An 18043-nucleotide genomic window follows, 5' to 3' on the forward strand; every position below is an offset into this window, starting at 1 on the left:
TTGAAACTTTAATAAAGTATGAAAGTAAAAGTTTTTAAAGGCGAGCTTATTAGCTCGCCTTTTTTTGGCGTCAGCGAATGCTTCGAAGAAGCATAATAGTATGTACCCTTAGTATATCTCGGGGTATCCAATTCTATTTTAGTTGGTGAGCCAGTGAAGAGTATTGTTTAAAAATTATCGCTTTAATAGAGATTGCGTGCCGACTTTATCATTAGTTAACAAAGAGGTATCCGTGGTGAAGGCATATCATTCATCAACAGAGGGAAAAAATCGAATTACCAGCTTACTTTCTCACCGTTTTTTTAAGCTCCACCTCTGATTTTTATAATTAACAATAGTGAATTTAAGCATCTAGGAACCGAATTTAACTTGGAAAGAAGCAAATGTTTGTGAAAAGGAAACATTAACATTGATAAAGGTGTGGCAGAATATTTGCTCGTAACTCGATATTGAATCTTTGTTAGATAATAGCATAATACCCTAATCATTAACCCTTTATTAAATTTGGAGAAAACGTGTTAGGACGCAGCGAAATTATAAAATTAATTGTTGATGAGAATATTTTGAGTGTTGATGGAGGATCAACCGAAGATTTAGTAAATCAAACGCAGGCGTCTTCAGTAGATTTAACTATCAAGTCTATTTATGTAGCTGACAATAATATATCTAAATCAAATGTTGATATTTGCAGCGCAGGTTTAGATTTAATTGAATTGGAACCGGGTCAAACAATTGTTATTCAAGTAGCTGAAAAGTTCGCTTTGCCTTCAAGAGTAGCAGGGATTATTTTTCCTCCAAACTCAATGTCTAAATCAGGGGTAATAATGACGAACCCTGGTCATATTGATCCTTTGTTTAGTGGGTATATCAGCGTTTATTTGGTTAATATGGGAAAATCCTCGGTTAGATTGAAAAAAGGGAGTAAAGTTGCCACTCTTTTGTTGTATTACATAAATGGAGATGTTGGGGAAAGTAGAATTTCGGGGGGAGGAGTTAGTAAAGAGCAGGTATTAACCTTGAGTAAAGATTTTGCGAACTTGGAAACTAGAATGCCCGCTTTACTAAATTCTGTAATTAGAAACAAAGCATTAATATGGGGAGGATTGGCAGTCAGTATTGTTGCATTGTCATTTACATTAATTCCTCCCCTTAGCGAACGAATTTCTTCAAATAAAGTAATGGATGCTTTCAAGTTGGAGCATGTTGAACCACTTAAACTTACTAGTAGTGAGCAACGGAAAGAAATTGCTGCGCTACAGAAAAGTTTATCTAACAAAAGCAACCAGCTAGAAGACCTTAGATTAAAAATTAAGGAAAAGGATTCTCAAATCCAAGATCTTTCATCGAACATTGGAAAACTATTTAGTCTCTTAGAAAGAGAATCAGCATCTCCAGTCGAACAGGAAAAAGAGGACGAAAAAGTTGAAAATTAAGTGTGCGAACTTTGAAGCTGTAGTCATTAGCCGACCAAGTTTTGATGACATTGCCTTCATAAATTTTTTGGAAAGTCAGGGATTTGATTGGATTAGAAGCGGTGGCGGAGAAGCTGAAGAGATTGTAGAAGTTTCAGGTAGAGTTTGTTACTTATCATTTGGAAAAAATAAGCAATCACCAAGAGACAACAAGTCTTATATTGCTAACCTTATTTCTCAAGGGCATGAGAGTGTTTTAGAGCATGTAAATTGGACTATTATGTTGTCAGGAGTATCAAGAGGTTTTACGCATCAATTAGTTCGTCATCGAGTAGGTTTTGCATATAGCCAACTTTCTCAGCAATATCATGACGAATCGGAAGCTCACTTTGTAGTTCCTCCATCAATAAAAAAGAATAAAGAACTATTTATTGAATGGGCAGATGATATATACCGAAGTCTATCTACATATAGAAAAATTGTTAAGACTGTTGAAAAGAGTGAATTATCCGACAAAGAATCAATGAGGGAATTAAGGACAGCGGCTAGATCTGCACTGCCGAATGCAACGGAAACTAAAATTGTTATAACAGCAAATGCACGTGCGTTGAGACATTTTTTTGATGTTAGAGGCTGCTTAGAGGGAGATTGGGAAATGAGACAAGTAGCTTGTAAATTATTTGACTTGGTTAGTTGTGATGCTCCTTCACTGTTTTATGATTTCAAAAAAATAGAAATGCAAGATGGTAGCTTTAAATTGTTGAAGACATAAAATTATGCTCAAATCTACATGTTATAATCTGAATTAGTTATTAATAATTTCAATTTATTTGAATAAGTCTAACTTGATCTGTCAGATTCGAATAATAGAACTTAATCAAATCTGACAGTCGCATATGTGCCAGAAGCAGCCGTTCAAACAGTTCACAGCAAATCGAAACTAAGCCAATTTTTAGTACTCCTCACTTTAAACAGTTTATACATATCAATTTAGTTATACGGGTTTAATATCTATCAACGCTGTACCATTTAAACAATCAAGCCCTTCAACTAGAACATGGTTTTTATCAATGTTATCTATATAAACTTCTGAAGCGCCAATCGGATTTGGTCTATATGGTGAGCGAAGCGAAAAAGTACCTACTGGTTCACCATTGTTTTTATGGACATTAGATTGAGTCAGGACATCCCTTTTTGCCTTATCCAACCAATACAATACTAAGATTTTTTGTCCTTGTTCTAGACCGAGTAAAGCTTCTTCATACTCATCTTGAAGCTTCAATGTGCAAACCTCTCCATTTCTAGAAACATTGTTAGGGCAATCATCAATTTTTTCATAAGGTGTTTCTATTTCACCAATCTTAATTAAATTCATAACTTGATACTCCAGTTGGGCGAAAATAAACGTCAATTGTGAATACGATTTCTTCTTCGCAAATAAAAAAAACAGGAAATAAATACTGAATACGAAGGTAATTGCCCCTGCATAGCTGTTTTTCTCGATACTTTCTTATGCACAAATAACTATATTTTTTCTGTAAAAACGTATTTGTAGTATCTAAATATCTGGAGTTGGATTGAATAGTAAAAATTAGAGGTAATAAGGTACTTTTTGTAGTACCTTAATTTTTATGACGATTGATTTTCATACCACTGCTCTCTGAATCCTTGAGGGGAAATACCAGATAATTTCTTAAAAAATCGACAAAAGTAACTTGTATCTTTGTAACCGAGTTCATAAGAAATTGTTTTTATGGTTTTGTCTGAAAAGGCCAACAATCGTCTAGCCTCAACAATGACTTTATCATGCAATAGTTGAGTGACTGTTTTACCAAACTGTTCCTTGGTAAGCTCATTCAAACGTTTGTTCGTCATTGCCAGTTTATCTGAATAAAAACCTGTATCTTTTCGCTCATGGAAGTTTTCATCTATTAGCTTAAGAACATTTACCATCCGGGGATCTTTCAGAGTGTACTGGTTAACTTCAGTTTCAAGATAGCGCATCACATATCGTAAAAATGAAACTAAAAGGTTACTCATCATATCGCTATCGGGAGCATCGCCAGCTAGTTCATCCTCGATAATACTAACTAGCCCTCTTAAGTGTTTATCACCTATATCGTCAAGCGTTATAAAAGGCTTTTTTGAACGATTCTGAATAAACAGCTTATCTATCGGTAATTGGCTCTTAACTTGAGAGTCTATAAACTCGGCATTAAATGATATTGCATAGAAATTTTCTGGCAAATCGTGAACATCATGCACCTGCCCCGGTGTAATAAAGAATATTTTCCGAGGTAGCATTTCATATTCTACAAAATCAATACTTTGGCGTCCTTCACCGGACAATACCCAAAAGATTTCGAAATATTCGTGTCTATGAGGCTGTGGGGACTCAGGAAGAGAGCCTGCTCCAATAAACTCTACATCAAAAGAAGCCCCATTAGGTATCTTTTTAACCTCTAACATATATACCTCCACATAAAGATAAATGGTAGAAAACTACTTTGCTTGCCAATCGATTTCACTATTGACTCGCCTTTGAGCTTCCACTTCATCTATCTCATCTAAAAACCTTTTGGCATCAATTCGATTACTAAAAGGTACACAAAACTCTATTCTTTCAGTGTTGTTATATCGAGTAATTAGCCAGACACAATGGTCATCCGAACCATCATCTTGATTAAGTATAACTAGCACCTGACCGTACTTTTCAGTATCAATGAATCGCCCCCACTTTTCATGAACTTCTTTTGCCATATAAACCTCTAAAAATAATATTCTAACGTAAACTGAACATAGTCATCTTGTCTAATTGCATAAATAGGGTCTTTTGGCTCTTCAGAATCAAAAAAACGAGCATCAACGACCATCTTAAAGTTATTGCTCAGTCTATGACTACCTTCGATCAAAAAGCTGTAGCTATCATAATCAAGATCATATCCACCTCCGATCAACAACTCAGTGCTTTCTACATTGTTGAATGTAAAACGGGAACCTAAGAAAATATCATTTTGAATGCTAGCACCTCCTTCTTCCCCTCGATCATCCCAGCCATACTCCAATAAAATACCAATATCGGTGTCCGAATCAGCTACACCATAAAAACTGTATTCAAAACCAGCTTGTATAGCTGAGTATGTCTCAAACTGACCATTTCTAGAGATTGCTTCAAACTTCCATAGCCATTCATCTACAGTTGCTTGTACATCCACTCCAAATTGAACCATTTGTTCATAATGAGGTGAAAAATAGTGTTCACCATTATCAGACCTCAGGTTTAGTATTGGATCTCTATTAGTCCCTCGAAACCAATGTGCCCCTAAATCAAAAACATCGACACTATGACTCCAACGCAAAGCATAATCTACGTGACTTGTCTCAGCAGATGATTCAAAAGTCCCACTGTCCCCATCAACGTAAACAGGTGACCTCAATCTTCCTTCTTTTCCAGCAAATGTTCTTTCTCTAAATCCCGGTAAAACAAAGGCATCTAGAACACCCCAGTCTTTAATCAAGGTTAGGTTTACCATTGGTTGTCCTAGTTTCTCTTCACCATCAAAACTTTCAACACTATCTGTCTGGTTAATGGTATCGACCAAATGTTGAAACTCAGTTACACCCCAGAATACCTTGCCAATACCTGCTTTGAACTCCCAATAAGAACCTACTTTTGTCCAAAGTAATTCTCGAATATCGCCATGACTTCGTTCATCATCTTGTTGGTCATATCGGTAGAAAGGTTTAAAAATAATGCTCGCGTCACCGTTGTTAAACTCCCAATAAAACTCTGGTTGAAAGCCTATAGAACCTTGCTCATGATAATCTTGGCCAGCATACTCACCCTTATCTAAGTAATACCTAGCTTGCACATCTATTTTCCCAGACACTTGAGTTTCGGCACCATAAGCGCCGAATCCCAATGAGAACAATAGAGGTGCAATAATTGATATTGCGCCTCTTTTCATATTAACGTGCTCTCTTTAGAGAATTTTGGTTGAAATCCTTTTCTGTCAAACCTGTTGAGAAAGATATATCAGACATCTCCAAAACAGTTGACTTACCATTTTGATGGTTGGTCATTTTCTGTTTGTGGGCACGCCAGAATTTATCTTGGTATCGGTTGTATTCACTGAACACCAGCGTTTTTAGCAATGAGTCCTTACGGTCATAAAAGTCCACCTTGCTAATTCGGTATTCTTTGTCATCAACCCAAACAACTCTGCGCTTGTAACCAGATCTCTTATCTACAGGGAATTGCTCAACGACGAAACAATTTCCTAAGTCACAGCTCTCTTCTTTTAGAAAGTTATAGGTGTATTTCTCTAACTCAAATGAACTCAAATCTTCGAATGCAAATTCAGATCCCATAAAAGGCCCTGATTTGTTTCTTGAAGAAATGCGTTTCACTCTTTTCAATGAAGGTAAATAAAGCCACTGTTCGTCAGCTTCCAACGCATGTGAGAAACTCAAGAATGCTGTTCCTTTAACATCTCTCGGTTGATCAAAAACAGTTAAGCTTTTATCTCCATCACCTTTGACTTCAAAAGACTTGATGCGTATATCCCTAATATCTTCTTCACCTTGTGCGTTCCTTAGCAGCATTCTCATGGATGCTTGTGAGTCACCCCATCCACTATCTCTTACCTTAGCCTCTTTAGAGATTTCAAAACCTTTCTCTTCGGCACTAGCAGCCAAAGCAGTACCTGATGCAATAGCGCCAAAGGCAAAAATGCTTCCAATAACTACGCTTGATAGATAACTTTTAATTTTCATTGTCAGACTCCTACTTATGCTATCTGGTTTGAATGTTGACTTACGGTGCTTTTTGCTCGCTTTTTATCAAAAAGAAGTAATAAAGGAGGTAACAAAAAGAAGTCTATGAAAAGTGCTATCGAAATTGTGACAGCGGTTAAGAAGCCTAGATCAGCATTCATTTTGAACGTTGACTGAGCCATAACGATAAAGCCAAATACCAATACTACGGTAGTTACCCATAAGGCTTTGCCAACGTTCTCAAATGCATATCGAACTGCATTTTCAGTATTGAGTGATTTATCACGTTTGGCATACAAGTATTTACTTAAGAAATGAACGGTGTAGTCAACAACAATACCAAGAGTCATACCTGCTACCACTGATAAACCAATACCCACTTGACCATCAATCAAGAACCACACACCAAATCCCATAGCAGCAGGAGCCATATTTGGAATCAGGCTGATAGCAGCATATCTTTTTGATCTAAGAGCCATACCGATAAGGATTGAGATCAAGACCAAAGCGATTGATGTTCCCGTCAACATACTTTTAATGTTGTTTTGACCAATGTGAGCAAACATCAGATCTGGGCCAGTAATCATTACTTTGTATTCTGGTGCGTTGTTTTCAAACCAGTTACTCACTCTTTGCTCAATATCCACCAACTCAACACTGCTAAGGTTCTTAAGTGTGCCAATAACACGAGTAGACGATTTGCTAATGTTAATTTGATTGTTTAGATCTAATCCGTAAGGAAGAGACATTTCATAAAGCAGTAAGTATTGAGCTGCTAACTCTTGGTTTTCAGGCAGTTTATAATATGTTTCATCATCTGCATGCATGTTCTTATTCAACCGCTTGAATGTGTCAGATATTGAACTCACATGGTCAACTTCTTTCTGATGTTTAAGCCATTCACTGAAAGACTCTACTTTTTGTAAAAAGTCTGGATTACTAACATTACCCTTTTCGTTACTGTCGATAGCAACTTCCATCTGAATTATTCCAGACAGGTTATTTTGTAAGAAATCTGTTGATTGGCGAATAGTCATTGATTCATCGAAATATTCAATGAAGTTATCGTTTAGCTTGTTTGAAGGTAGAAGGGCTACCAACACAAGTGCTAAAACTGAAACTGCTGGAAGTAATTTACCCTTATTTCGAATAATAAACTCTGCTAGAGACAACATGGCAGAATTGCTAGTTTTTGCTCTTTGTTTAACTCTTACAGGTAATATAGAAAGCAGTGCTGGAAACAATGTTAATGAAAGCAAACATGCCATCATTACACCAATGGCTACAATGTTACCTAAATCTCTGAAAGGTGGAGAATCAGAGAAATTCATACTCAAGAAACCAATCGCCGTCGTTACGCTTGTTAGAATAACAGGGTTAAGATTGATCTTAAGGCTCTCTTTGATCGCAGTGCGTTTATCCGCCCCATTTCTCATTTCAAAAATCATTGAGCTAAGAACATGAATACAGTCTGCGACAGCTAGGGTCAAAATGATAATTGGTGCACTTGCTGAAGGGCCTGAAAGGTCAATACCTATCCAGCCTGTGATACCCATTGCTGCAACTATACTTGTTACGACGATTATAATAGTTGAAAAAGTACCCGTAATACTCTTCAGTAGGAATAGCATCAGCACTAGTACAACTAAGAACATCAAAGGAACTAAAACAGAGTTATCATGGATTGCTGCTTCCCCAAAACTGGCGTTTTGCATTACCATTCCAGTAAGCATGATGTTTAACTCTGGGTTTTCTTTTACGTATTTTTCTCTGAGTTCTCTTGCTTTCTCTACTACCTCTACTTCTAACCCTTGGCCACTCTTCATCTGAACAGTTACATTTACAACTGTTACGTGCCCCGAAGGTGATATCAGTTTGTTAACAATAAGTGGTTCATTGGTCGCAATATTTTTAACGCGAGCAAGCATCTCAGGCGTAAATTCAGCATAATCAGGAACTAAATCCTCTACAGTTAAATCATCTTCTTCAGACCAGCTATGTTGGTAGTTAGTTAAGGAATCAACTCTAGATGAATACGGTAATTGCCAAGCATCTTCTGTTAGGCTCCTAATTGAAGATAAGTGTTTTTCATTAAAAACATCTCCACTTTTTGGAGCAACGATAAATGCTACATTGTCACTTTTGTTGAAGACAGCTTGCACCGTTTCATAGGCTACAAGGTTAGGGTTATCCTCTGAGAAAAAGATTTTGTAATCATCGTTAAATCCCAGATGCTGTGCGCCCATTGCCGCAGATAACACTAATAAAAGCGTCATCAGTGTCGTCCAGATTGGCCGACCGACAATAAACGCAAAAAGTTTATTTTTCATGTTTTAACCTCTTAAAAGAACTTACAAAATTAGCTTTGAAAGTGCGTAAGAGGCTTTAAATTAGAGCTATCACATACAAATAGAAGCTCTATAGACCAATGTAACTAGTGAAGAGATTGATATAGAGGCAGCCAATAAACAATTCATGTGCTCTCTTTTAAGTTCAATTCAACTTTATGTACCTGCCGCCTCACGCTATTCAAAACGGTAGGGTTAAATTATGAATTTAGGAGTTCAAATGAGAAGAGGATTATTTAGTTGTTACACGGTACTATTTGAACCTTTGACATATGAAGAATGTATAAAAAAAGAAAAGAAGCACATAAAAGACACCTACAAAAATAACCACCACCTCACACGTAAAGCCCTTTTAAAATAGACAGCCCAATAAAACAAAATAGCAAAAATGTTCAAATAGTACCTCGTTATGGAAAGATCGTCCATTTTCACGCCCCCTTCGAAATGAAAGAATATATTCACATTAGTTTTTGAGGGCAAATGCTATGAACAACATTACTTACTTTTCAAACAAAAGATTCTTAGGGATGTCTATAGCTGTACTTGGAGTAGTACTCATGAGCTTTGATCCAATATTCATTAGATACTCTGGAGTCGGAGGAGTAGATACCGTATTTCTATTTGGGTTATTTACCGCTATATCGATGCCTATTTTTCTTAAATTTACGGACAAAAGAGGTATTTTTAAAGCAATCAAAGAAAGTGGATGGCCACTATTATTTGCGAGTTCACTGATGCTCATTAGCAGCAGCTCATTTGTAATCAGTGTCAAGAATACAACTGTAGCAAACACTTTCTTGATTCTAGCCACAACTCCTGTTTTTTCTGCTCTATTTAGTCATGTGCTTCTCAAAGAGAAACTTGGAAAGGCAGCTTGGATAACCATAGGGTTTGTTTTATTCGGAGTACTTATTGTCGCAAAAGGTTCTTTAGGCTCACTTAATCTTCTTGGTGACTCTATGGCATTCCTTTCAGTTTCGAGTCTAGCACTTATGTTTGTGCTTTTAAGAAAGTACCAGAACGTAAGTAGAATAGCGGCAGTTGCTTTAGCGGGTGCATTGCTTGCAATAGTTATGTTTCCACAAGTTGAACCTAGTAACTACTCATCTTCAACTTGGGCTGTAATGGCTGCAATGGGGTTGTTTAGCGCACCTATTGGTCGCGCATTATCTATGGCAGCAACTAACTATATTAGTGCTTCAGAAGTATCAATGACGCTAGTACTCGAAGCTGTATTCGCTATGTTTTGGGCCTACCTGTTTTTTAAAGAGGTCCCCTCTATCAATAGCATTACAGGCGGTGTAATTATCCTGTCATCAATCGTTGCATATACATGGCTATCTCTAAAAGCCAGTGATTAAGCACGCATCCACTTTAAATCAATTGAGGAATTACCATGAAAAATCAATCATTAAACACATTTATCGAAGAGTTATCAAAAGTCTGGGGGCCAGTAAACTCAGAGCTTACAAAGAAAGCTAAGGCCCTATTGACGGATCTGATTACCAATGGGACAGAAGAAGATTGGGTTAAAGACCTTCTAAGCAAAAAAGAGCCTGATACTAATGTCTACCAAAGTGAAGAGCATGGATTCATCTTACAAGCGCATGTTGAACAAAAAGGAGATGTTAGTGTTCCTCATGATCATGGTAACGGTTGGGTCTTGTATGCAACGATGAAAGGTCAGGTTGAAATGGGGATATATCACAAGGTTATCCAGCCAGACGGAACACTAAAAGTCATTCAAAAAGACTTGTACACTCAAAAACCGGGACAATGCAATATTTACTTACAGGGTGATATTCATGATACCAAGACGGTTGAAGACGACACCCTTATGTTGAGACTAACTAGCTGCGATTTTAGCAAGGAAGTTGAAGAAGGTCGGTTGATCCGCTTCGTGGAAAACAGCGAGAGATGGTAAGACAATATTTGGCTTATAGAAGTTGGAGCTTACTTAGCTTGTAAGTTTCAAATTGTTAAACCAAACAGACCTAAAGCATAAAATCTAAAGCCGTGAGTAATCATATATTTACGGCTCTAATACAATGTATTACAAGTTAAATTGACTGAAAGTAATACAAGCTGAGCAAATAAAATTTCTAATATGCATAAAAATCTTCCAATGTTTATTCTATTACTGCTCTGTTTTAGAATAATAGAAAGAAAAAATACGACTTTTTGTCGCACAACATTTCTCAGTTTTTACATAAAGTAGACTTGTATCCGTTTGAGTTTTACATTACATGCTTTATCATATGTAGTTTCGTATAACCCTGCTAATATGGTGTAGGGGTCTCTACCAAGATCCGATAAATCTTGCTTACGAATATCACGTAATTAATAAGTTATCGGAGACAAATATGAGACGAGGCAAATACATCAACACATTCTCTGGTGGTCAATTCTGGCCTCTTTCACCTGAAAAAGATGAAATTAAAGCAATCGATATAGCACATGGTCTTTCTATGCTATGCCGAGCTAATGGTCATTATAGACATTTCTACAGTGTGGCTCAGCATTCCATTCATTGCGCAGAAGAAGCAAAGGTTCGTGGCTTATCACATAGAATACAACTGGCTTGTTTACTTCATGATGCTTCTGAGGCCTATATTGGCGATTTAACCAGACCGTTAAAAAGCCTATTGGACAAATATCTGGAAATTGAAACTCAATTACAGCAACAAATATATGAGGCTTTTGGTTTAGATCATTTAAGTGATGAAGAGCTTTATTGGGTACAAGAAATTGATGATGCCATGCTAAATTACGAAATGTCTCTCTTGCTAGATAACCATGGGTTGAACGATAAAGTTTTACTGGGAAATTACGATTTATCTTTTAAATTGATGGCTGAAGTCAGGCAAATATTTAAAGACAGGTTGGATCAACTTATTTGTAAAGTTGAATAGAGTAAATCACAACAAACCTCTAACTCTTTCATAGCGTTAAAATTATTATCATTAAATACAGTCAGCTACCAGCGAGTTAAGCAAAGAATTTTACTGGTAGCTTAAGGTCTGCTAATCGCTCATAGCTGTCCGTCAGATAAAGTCTAAACCTATTCATCGAAACTGTAAGATCAGATATGAGCCACTACAATTTATTGCCATCAATTCATCTGCCTTTTACTGGATTAGATACGGCCTCTTTAAATTTCGAGGTTAATGTAATGATTTTACTGCCGTCAATACGTTCTATCTTTTCTATTAACTTGGGATGAATTAGTATCTCTGAGCCTTCCAATTCAACTACTTCAGTATCATATGAGCGCTCATAGATTTTTCGCCAGTTTCTAAACACTGCAACTTCTTGCTCAGATTCATCCTTCAATGAAAATGGGCTACTAAGTTTCAGATTAAGAGCTGATATTAGACTTGGGTGAGGCATAAGTACTTCTATACTACCTAAAAATGTACTGTAGTCAGCTTTTCCAAAACATAGTCCCATTGGCATATCTAGCCCATCAATCGGAACTTCCCAGCTAATATCATTTGAAGGGAATATTGGTGCTATGCCCTCAGGAGCCGGAAATTCATCAAGTTCTATTGCTAATGCAGATTGAACTTCAACTTTTTCTTTTGCTTCTTTGGAATAGGACTCTTCATCAAATAGCCATTGTCGCTCTATATATGCTGCTCTTATCCATCCTTTATATAGACCATTGCTCATAACGTAAGTGAATTCTTTACTTTTATATGTTTCTTTAATTTCAGCGGGTAGAGGGTAGTTTTCCCTCGTGCATTGAAGCTCCTTGAATGTGATATATGCTTCGACATCTGGAAGTAGTGATTCTGCCAACTCCATTGCTTCAGATGGATCTGAGAATTCTTGTTTTTGAATCTCTAAGTTGTTAAGAACCTCATTAGTAGTCATTTCAGCAAGTTCTTCATCCCAGCCCATAACCTGAACTCCAGGATAGCAATCTCCTCTATCACCATGCACAAGTTGTATTCTCGTTTTCCATTGTTCCTTATTGAATTCGGATTTTGAAAGTCTATAACTAAGGGTGCTGGCATAAACCTGCGCAAAGTCACTCCAAATAGAACTCATAAAAAATGTTTTGTCGGATTTATCCATTGCAAGAAGCTCGACTACAAACCTGTCTTCCAAAACTTCCTTAGCAAAATGAATCATATGGTCTTTATAATCATCGTTACAAAATTGTCTTAGTAGGGCCCTAGCGCAATTCTTTACAATCCATAAAGGAGAATTAGCTAACAATTCCAACGTAGATTTTATTTTTTTCGATAGTGAATATTCTTCGGTGTCATATTTCAATAACAATGCTAATAACACTTCCAAAGATGTAATAGGTGTAGATTCAGTTAAATACCACCTCAGTGGTTTAACCAAATTAGAGTTATCTGTTTCGATTAAGTGTTTTATTGCTAGCATTGCTTGATGTTTAATTGCAATGTATGGAGAATCTAGTTTTGCTAGGAGTACAGCGATAATTCCTTCTTGTTCGGACCAGCTCTTAGACTTTATTAAAGGTGTTGAGTTTAGCCAACAGTAATCACTCTCTTCGGTTAGAGGTAATCGGTGCTTTATGACTTCATAAGCGGCCCACCAAGCTTGATTTGCATCGTCGTGTAATCCCACGCTAGATAGCCTACTAATAATACCTTCAGTAATTCCATAATTGTAACTGTTTGTGGATATTAGATGACCAGCACCTCTCGCATATATGTTCAGTGCTAGTTCTTTATTGATCTCAACTGCCTTTAAAAGGTGATGCTCTGATAGTTCATCGCCAATGTTTCCCCAACCTCTATTTCCTCTACGGTATACATGCGAAAGCGTATATGCAATACAAGACAATTCATATTTCTTTAGACGACTAAATCCTTCTGCTAAATCTATGATTGGATGGTGATCAGACATGTATGCCGAATATGCTTTTTCAACAAATAATAATAAGAACTCTCCAGCTTGTTGCTCTCCATTGGTTTCCGAGTATTCATACAGGGCATAACCAAAATAATTTATAAACGCATCTATAGAAACTCGGCCTCTAGAATCCATTTTTTCAGTAACAAAGTTAATAATTTTTCTGAATTCGGTTTCTTTGTTTTTTGAAACTGCACTAGTCAAAGGGAGTCGGATTTGAGGAGTTATTCTCTGTCGAATACAAACTGAAAATTGATCTTGTTTTAAATATTCTGATTTCTTTTCTTTTGGCTTCGGCGGTACTTGTTGGTTGAAGCTCAGAGAGTACATTTGTGCAAACTTTTCTAGCTGTGGCAAAACCTCTTCTGCATACTTGGATGAGCTACTAAGATAACGTTTAACTAAGTTTTCAAAATATTTTGTGCCGAGTTTTTTATCATTTTTTAGGAAGTCTTCGATTATTTTCAGCTCTTCTCTAATTCTTTCTTTTGCATCTCCTTCATACCTGAAATTGAATTCGGTAGTGCAAAGTACATGGTAAGCAACCGGGTCAATCGATTTCTTAAAATATTCGTCAAGCACTGAGTGCGTTGCACTGTCTAATACCCAACTCACTCCACCGTCATAGTCGTGAAGAGTGCCACTTAGTACTTCTAAAGCTATGTTTAAATTTGAATGGCATAGACTTGAAAACCAATGATTAATCGCATGTTTGGTTTCCCTGCCGTCTGTGTGTCTACGTAAAGCTTGAGCTAAAGGAAGAGATTTGATAAAAGCATCTTTTCCCACAGGCCAGTTTGGCTTAGCGATGGAGGGTAAAGAGCCCAATATTTCGTTAATTGTAACATCTTTTCTCCAACCATATGCGCACAAGTATTGTGTGATTTTTCCCCACTCTTTTTTGGATTCGTCTTGAAAACCAGAAGAAGAAAGTAAATAAGCCAACGACATCCCCATCTCTGCATGGTTTTCAAAATAAGTACCGTAGGACTCTGATTCTTTAACAACTTCCATGGAGAACTTTAGAATTTCATTCTGCGCAAAATTTAAGTTGCTTAGGGAACATAACCGAGTAAGCAGGGGGATTGTTTGTATTGGCCCCGACTCGCCTCTATCCATAGACGTTGCTGTTTCATTCATAGCTATCTTAACGTAGCGAATACATTCCCTGAACTCTTCTGCACTATTAGTCAGCTTTAAGCCGTCAATAATTGACTCAATAATTAGTGGTTGTACTCGGTATAGGTCACAAGATCGAGGCTCCCCTTTAAACGGGGCTGTATTCTCAGAGATAAGCTTGAAAATGTCTGTAATAGCTAATGAATTATTTGAAGTACGGTGTTCTGCCAGTCGAATTAAAAACTCTAGCCACTGAGAATACCAATTATCACCTTTTCTTACCCTTTCTAACTCGACTCTAAAGCTTTTCGGGTTAATATGCAGGGAAACAAACCATTCTAGAATGTTCTCATATTCAGGTGAGTAGCTTCCAATGGAAAGGTCTATGTCACTTGGCTTTTGGGAAATAGAGACACAATTACTTGGAACCGCACCAAGCATCAAACAAAGTTTGATTTTATCTCTACTTTTCAAATATCCCGCAGCTAAGTTGGCTTCGGAAGCCTTATTTTGAGCTGTTTCACGCTCTGCTTTGCACAAATGGGCAATCCCTAATATTGAGCTACTGTTTATACTTGTATGATGAGATAAAAATTTTGATATTCTTAGGCCTATATCGTTGTCAAAATATGATTGTAGCGCTGTGATTAATTCATATATGTAATCTTCTTTTAGTGCTCTTTTTTGCTTTAGAAGAAACTTTACTAATTTCTTGTATCCTATTAGCTTTCCTTTTGTAGCTAGTAGTCCTTTGAATCTATTTATGGATTTTTGGAAGCTTTCATCATAGTCAGAGTTGCCAGCCGACCGAGCTGAATCGTTAATGGTATTTTCTGTGGACTCTTTGAGAAGATATTCCCTCCAAGGAGCGACATGTCCAGCATCTGTTATGAGGGAACACACTGCTAGTCCTAATCCAGAGGGTAAAGTTGGTTCACCGTCGAACAGTAAGCGCTCAGAGGTTAATTCTGCACCAAAAACCTTTGTAAAAGTCTCCCAGTATGTGAACTGTTCGTTAAGTTTTTCTTCAAAACAAGTGTGCAAAGATCTTTTTAATTCGGCGAGCTTTGTTAGTGCAGCCCAATTATTCTGCTGAGATGCGACTTCTATAGCTATCTCAAGATTTTTTCCTATCGCCAATTCAGGGTGTCCGAATTCGAGACTCTTAGAAATAAATTCGGTGGAAACTAGTTCTAGCACTTTGCCAGACTCTTTTTGTCGTCTGAGTAAAACGAGCAAAAAACGATAAGATTTTGCGGATTTGAAGAAACCAATTTTAAAAAGCCACTCGGTTATTGGTTGTAAGATATTTCTAATCTGATCTGAATTAGATTGGTTCTCAACAACAAACCTCCTGAAACTTTCATGATAAATTCTAATGCCACCTTGTCCTGTTACGTCTGTTAAAATGGGAGATAAATGCTTGATGCTTGAATCTATTATAGGGGCTAACAAAGGGGTGATTTGCTTTAATTCTTCGGTCGTAATTCCAAAGTCTATCAGTCCTAAAATGTTAGCAATTAACAACGTTCCATCGTCTTCTTTTGACAAGAGATACTGATAGTACGAAGATACATTCCCATTTACGGTAGGTTGTAAATCGAACCAGTCGTCTAAATCATGTATCGAATTAATATCATTTCTATTAAGTATCTCTTTTGCCAAAAAAGTTGCATATAGCGGGTTACCATCTGACTTCACCAAAATAGCATCAGTTAGTTTTTTGAAAGTAATTGCTGAATTGCTATTGTAGATTTGCCGTATATTAAAAGCGTTCAAAAGAAATTCGATTTCGAATCGATCCCAAGGTGGAACAGAGTTTATAGAGGCGCGTTCGCCTAGGGATTCTGTGATTCGTTGTATATGTTCGCCGGGTTGAGACCCAAGTATTAAAACCACATTATTAGGGAGTGATAAACTACAAATTTGGCCTATGATATCAGTGTCAGAAAAACTTAATTGTTCCGCTTCAGACAAAACCCTGCTGATGTGGTCTAGGCCGTCTACTATAATTACCACCAGCTCTTCTTGTTCGCACGCAACTTTTATAGCTTCATCTAATGACTCGAAAGTTGATGAATATCTTGAAGTTAGGTTATCTCGTAACTTTGTATTTTTGCTCGTAAGTTCGTACAGCAAGTTAGCAAATAAACTCTCGGTACTTATTCTTCTCTCTAGCTCTTCATCTCCAGGCTCAAGGTAACAGTAATGTTTTGCTACACATATTCCTTCACCTTCGAGCTTTTCAGCCAGTCGGGTCAGACTCCAAGATTTCCCGGCTCCAGGGCTACCCAAAACAACTTGGTGATTTAACTTTTTCACATTAGCAATAAGTGACTGTTCAAACGAATCTCTGTTAACAAAAACATCTGAGTTTACAGGGAATATCTGGTTGAGCTTTCCAAAATCAGTCCTCAATCCTAGTTCTGATTCGATGCTACTAGGAGTGTGAGTTGCGTTTTGAGTTCTTGCTAAATTGGCGAGGGAAATTGATAAACCAGAAAAATCAATAGGATCCCTATCTTGATTTGGGTATGAGCCTATACCGACTTTATACTTAACTAAATTTATAAGCTCTTGTTCTAAAGTACTTGGCTCATTGAGAGTCTCACTAGAAATTGGGAGTGCCAATTCAATAGTAAAAGCGTCGCAGAATTTGATAAATTTTTGTCTGTCGTACTTTTTATCATTTAGAGGCTCCCAAACTGGAGCTGAATTAATAGGCCAAATGGATTCAGCGTCCAATTTGTAGCTAATGCTTGAAGTGTTTTCTATACTTTTACAATTTCGAGTTTCACGCAAATATTTAGTTTCTACTGGGGGCAACCAGGTAGCACATAAAATATAAACGTCCTCTTTGCTATCAGATTTAAGGAAACTATCGAATAGCAAGTCAATTCGAATGTCAGAGGATTTTCGATATAGCTGAGAATGGTGAAATTGCTTTGTTTCGTTTCTGCTAGATTTTACTTGGAAATGTCTAGTAAGAAGCCCCTGTTGAATATGCAGATCGTCAAATATATCACCATCAAAACGCTTTTTGTCTACAGAAATATATTCATACCTTTCGCTAAGGCATCGCATAAAAAAATACGCTGTAAAAATATCTTGATATCGATATCCTTGATGAGCTGGGGTTAATCCTCGACCTTTCAAACCAAATCCTTATTTTAATACGTTGCTTCCTGATAGTAATTGGAAATTAAAATTATAGTAAAACTACTTAATTATTATAGGTTTGGGCATTAGCGGTTTATATCAAGAGTAATGGCTACTTATTTAAAAGTAATATTCAATATGGTAGAAAAAGTTGAGAGAGCCTTCTTATTTTATGAAAGTAATATTGCTTTGTTGTTGAAGCGCTCAGAGATAGCAATCATGCAAGAGCATATTTGTTCACTTCAACTAAAATTAACCAATGTTTTAGTCTGATTTAAATTGCCTTTGTAATTAGGGCTGGTTTTTTTTTAATTTTTTTTCGTACATTAACTCGCT

General features: G+C 36.9%; 12 protein-coding genes and 1 riboswitch. Of the genes, 5 read left to right on the forward strand and 7 right to left on the reverse strand.

Annotation, left to right across the window (positions count from 1 at the left end; genetic code table 11):
• Positions 1–515 precede the first annotated feature (515 nt).
• Positions 516–1433 carry a dCTP deaminase domain-containing protein gene (locus ACHSBP_RS19310; protein ID WP_395390162.1) on the forward strand — a complete coding sequence of 306 codons (918 nt, stop codon included), beginning with the start codon at positions 516–518 and terminating at the stop codon, positions 1431–1433.
• On the forward strand, positions 1423–2184 hold the full coding sequence (gene thyX / locus ACHSBP_RS19315) for an FAD-dependent thymidylate synthase (protein ID WP_395390163.1): 762 nt from the start codon (positions 1423–1425) through the stop codon (positions 2182–2184). Before ACHSBP_RS19310 ends, thyX begins: the two co-directional genes overlap by 11 nt.
• Before the next feature lie 222 nt (positions 2185–2406).
• Here the strand turns inward: thyX and tsaA are convergent, their stop codons facing one another.
• The 6 genes from tsaA to ACHSBP_RS19345 all read right to left on the reverse strand — a co-directional run bounded on the left by tsaA (position 2407) and on the right by ACHSBP_RS19345 (position 8518).
• On the reverse strand, positions 2407–2787 hold the full coding sequence (gene tsaA, locus ACHSBP_RS19320; protein WP_395390164.1) for a tRNA (N6-threonylcarbamoyladenosine(37)-N6)-methyltransferase TrmO: 381 nt from the start codon (positions 2785–2787) through the stop codon (positions 2407–2409).
• 254 nt (positions 2788–3041) lie between these two features.
• Entirely contained in the window at positions 3042–3881 is an 840-nt protein-coding gene (locus tag ACHSBP_RS19325) for a helix-turn-helix domain-containing protein (protein ID WP_395390165.1), read from the reverse strand.
• 33 nt (positions 3882–3914) lie between these two features.
• Positions 3915–4172: a hypothetical protein gene (locus tag ACHSBP_RS19330; protein WP_395390166.1), complete on the reverse strand. Its 258-nt coding sequence runs from the start codon at positions 4170–4172 to the stop codon at positions 3915–3917.
• An 8-nt stretch (positions 4173–4180) separates the two neighbouring features.
• Positions 4181–5380: a hypothetical protein gene (locus tag ACHSBP_RS19335; RefSeq protein WP_395390167.1), complete on the reverse strand. Its 1200-nt coding sequence runs from the start codon at positions 5378–5380 to the stop codon at positions 4181–4183.
• Between the two features lies 1 nt (position 5381).
• Positions 5382–6188: an outer membrane lipoprotein-sorting protein gene (locus tag ACHSBP_RS19340; protein ID WP_395390168.1), complete on the reverse strand. Its 807-nt coding sequence runs from the start codon at positions 6186–6188 to the stop codon at positions 5382–5384.
• A gap of 14 nt (positions 6189–6202) precedes the next feature.
• Complete coding sequence (locus ACHSBP_RS19345) at positions 6203–8518, reverse strand: RND family transporter (RefSeq protein WP_395390169.1); 2316 nt, start codon at positions 8516–8518, stop codon at positions 6203–6205.
• Positions 8519–9021: 503 nt separating this feature from the next.
• On the opposite strand from ACHSBP_RS19345, the gene ACHSBP_RS19350 reads away from it, so the two are divergent.
• From ACHSBP_RS19350 to ACHSBP_RS19360, 3 genes are all read left to right on the forward strand, one after another.
• On the forward strand, positions 9022–9897 hold the full coding sequence (locus ACHSBP_RS19350; RefSeq protein ID WP_395390170.1) for a DMT family transporter: 876 nt from the start codon (positions 9022–9024) through the stop codon (positions 9895–9897).
• Positions 9898–9932: 35 nt separating this feature from the next.
• A complete protein-coding gene (locus ACHSBP_RS19355) occupies positions 9933–10460 on the forward strand; it encodes a hypothetical protein (RefSeq protein ID WP_395390171.1) in 528 nt (175 codons plus the stop codon).
• 322 nt (positions 10461–10782) lie between these two features.
• A riboswitch (purine riboswitch) is annotated at positions 10783–10882 on the forward strand.
• Positions 10883–10899: 17 nt separating this feature from the next.
• Entirely contained in the window at positions 10900–11448 is a 549-nt protein-coding gene (locus ACHSBP_RS19360) for an HD domain-containing protein (protein ID WP_395390172.1), read from the forward strand.
• Positions 11449–11653: 205 nt separating this feature from the next.
• On the opposite strand, the gene ACHSBP_RS19365 is transcribed toward ACHSBP_RS19360, so the two are convergent.
• Positions 11654–17704 carry a hypothetical protein gene (locus tag ACHSBP_RS19365; protein ID WP_395390173.1) on the reverse strand — a complete coding sequence of 2017 codons (6051 nt, stop codon included), beginning with the start codon at positions 17702–17704 and terminating at the stop codon, positions 11654–11656.
• Positions 17705–18043 lie beyond the last annotated feature (339 nt).

The organism is Pseudoalteromonas sp. XMcav1-K (assembly GCF_044005875.1).
Taxonomy (GTDB): Bacteria; Pseudomonadota; Gammaproteobacteria; order Enterobacterales; family Alteromonadaceae; genus Pseudoalteromonas; species Pseudoalteromonas spongiae.

Bases quoted from the DNA above. Each gene is read 5' to 3' on its own strand.
- tsaA (WP_395390164.1), bottom strand. From the start codon at position 2,787: ATGAATTTAATTAAGATTGGTGAAATAGAAACACCTTATGAAAAAATT.
- ACHSBP_RS19325 (WP_395390165.1), bottom strand. From the start codon at position 3,881: ATGTTAGAGGTTAAAAAGATACCTAATGGGGCTTCTTTTGATGTAGAG.
- ACHSBP_RS19355 (WP_395390171.1), top strand. From the start codon at position 9,933: ATGAAAAATCAATCATTAAACACATTTATCGAAGAGTTATCAAAAGTC.
- ACHSBP_RS19330 (WP_395390166.1), bottom strand. From the start codon at position 4,172: ATGGCAAAAGAAGTTCATGAAAAGTGGGGGCGATTCATTGATACTGAA.
- ACHSBP_RS19345 (WP_395390169.1), bottom strand. From the start codon at position 8,518: ATGAAAAATAAACTTTTTGCGTTTATTGTCGGTCGGCCAATCTGGACG.
- ACHSBP_RS19335 (WP_395390167.1), bottom strand. From the start codon at position 5,380: ATGAAAAGAGGCGCAATATCAATTATTGCACCTCTATTGTTCTCATTG.
- ACHSBP_RS19360 (WP_395390172.1), top strand. From the start codon at position 10,900: ATGAGACGAGGCAAATACATCAACACATTCTCTGGTGGTCAATTCTGG.
- ACHSBP_RS19340 (WP_395390168.1), bottom strand. From the start codon at position 6,188: ATGAAAATTAAAAGTTATCTATCAAGCGTAGTTATTGGAAGCATTTTT.
- ACHSBP_RS19350 (WP_395390170.1), top strand. From the start codon at position 9,022: ATGAACAACATTACTTACTTTTCAAACAAAAGATTCTTAGGGATGTCT.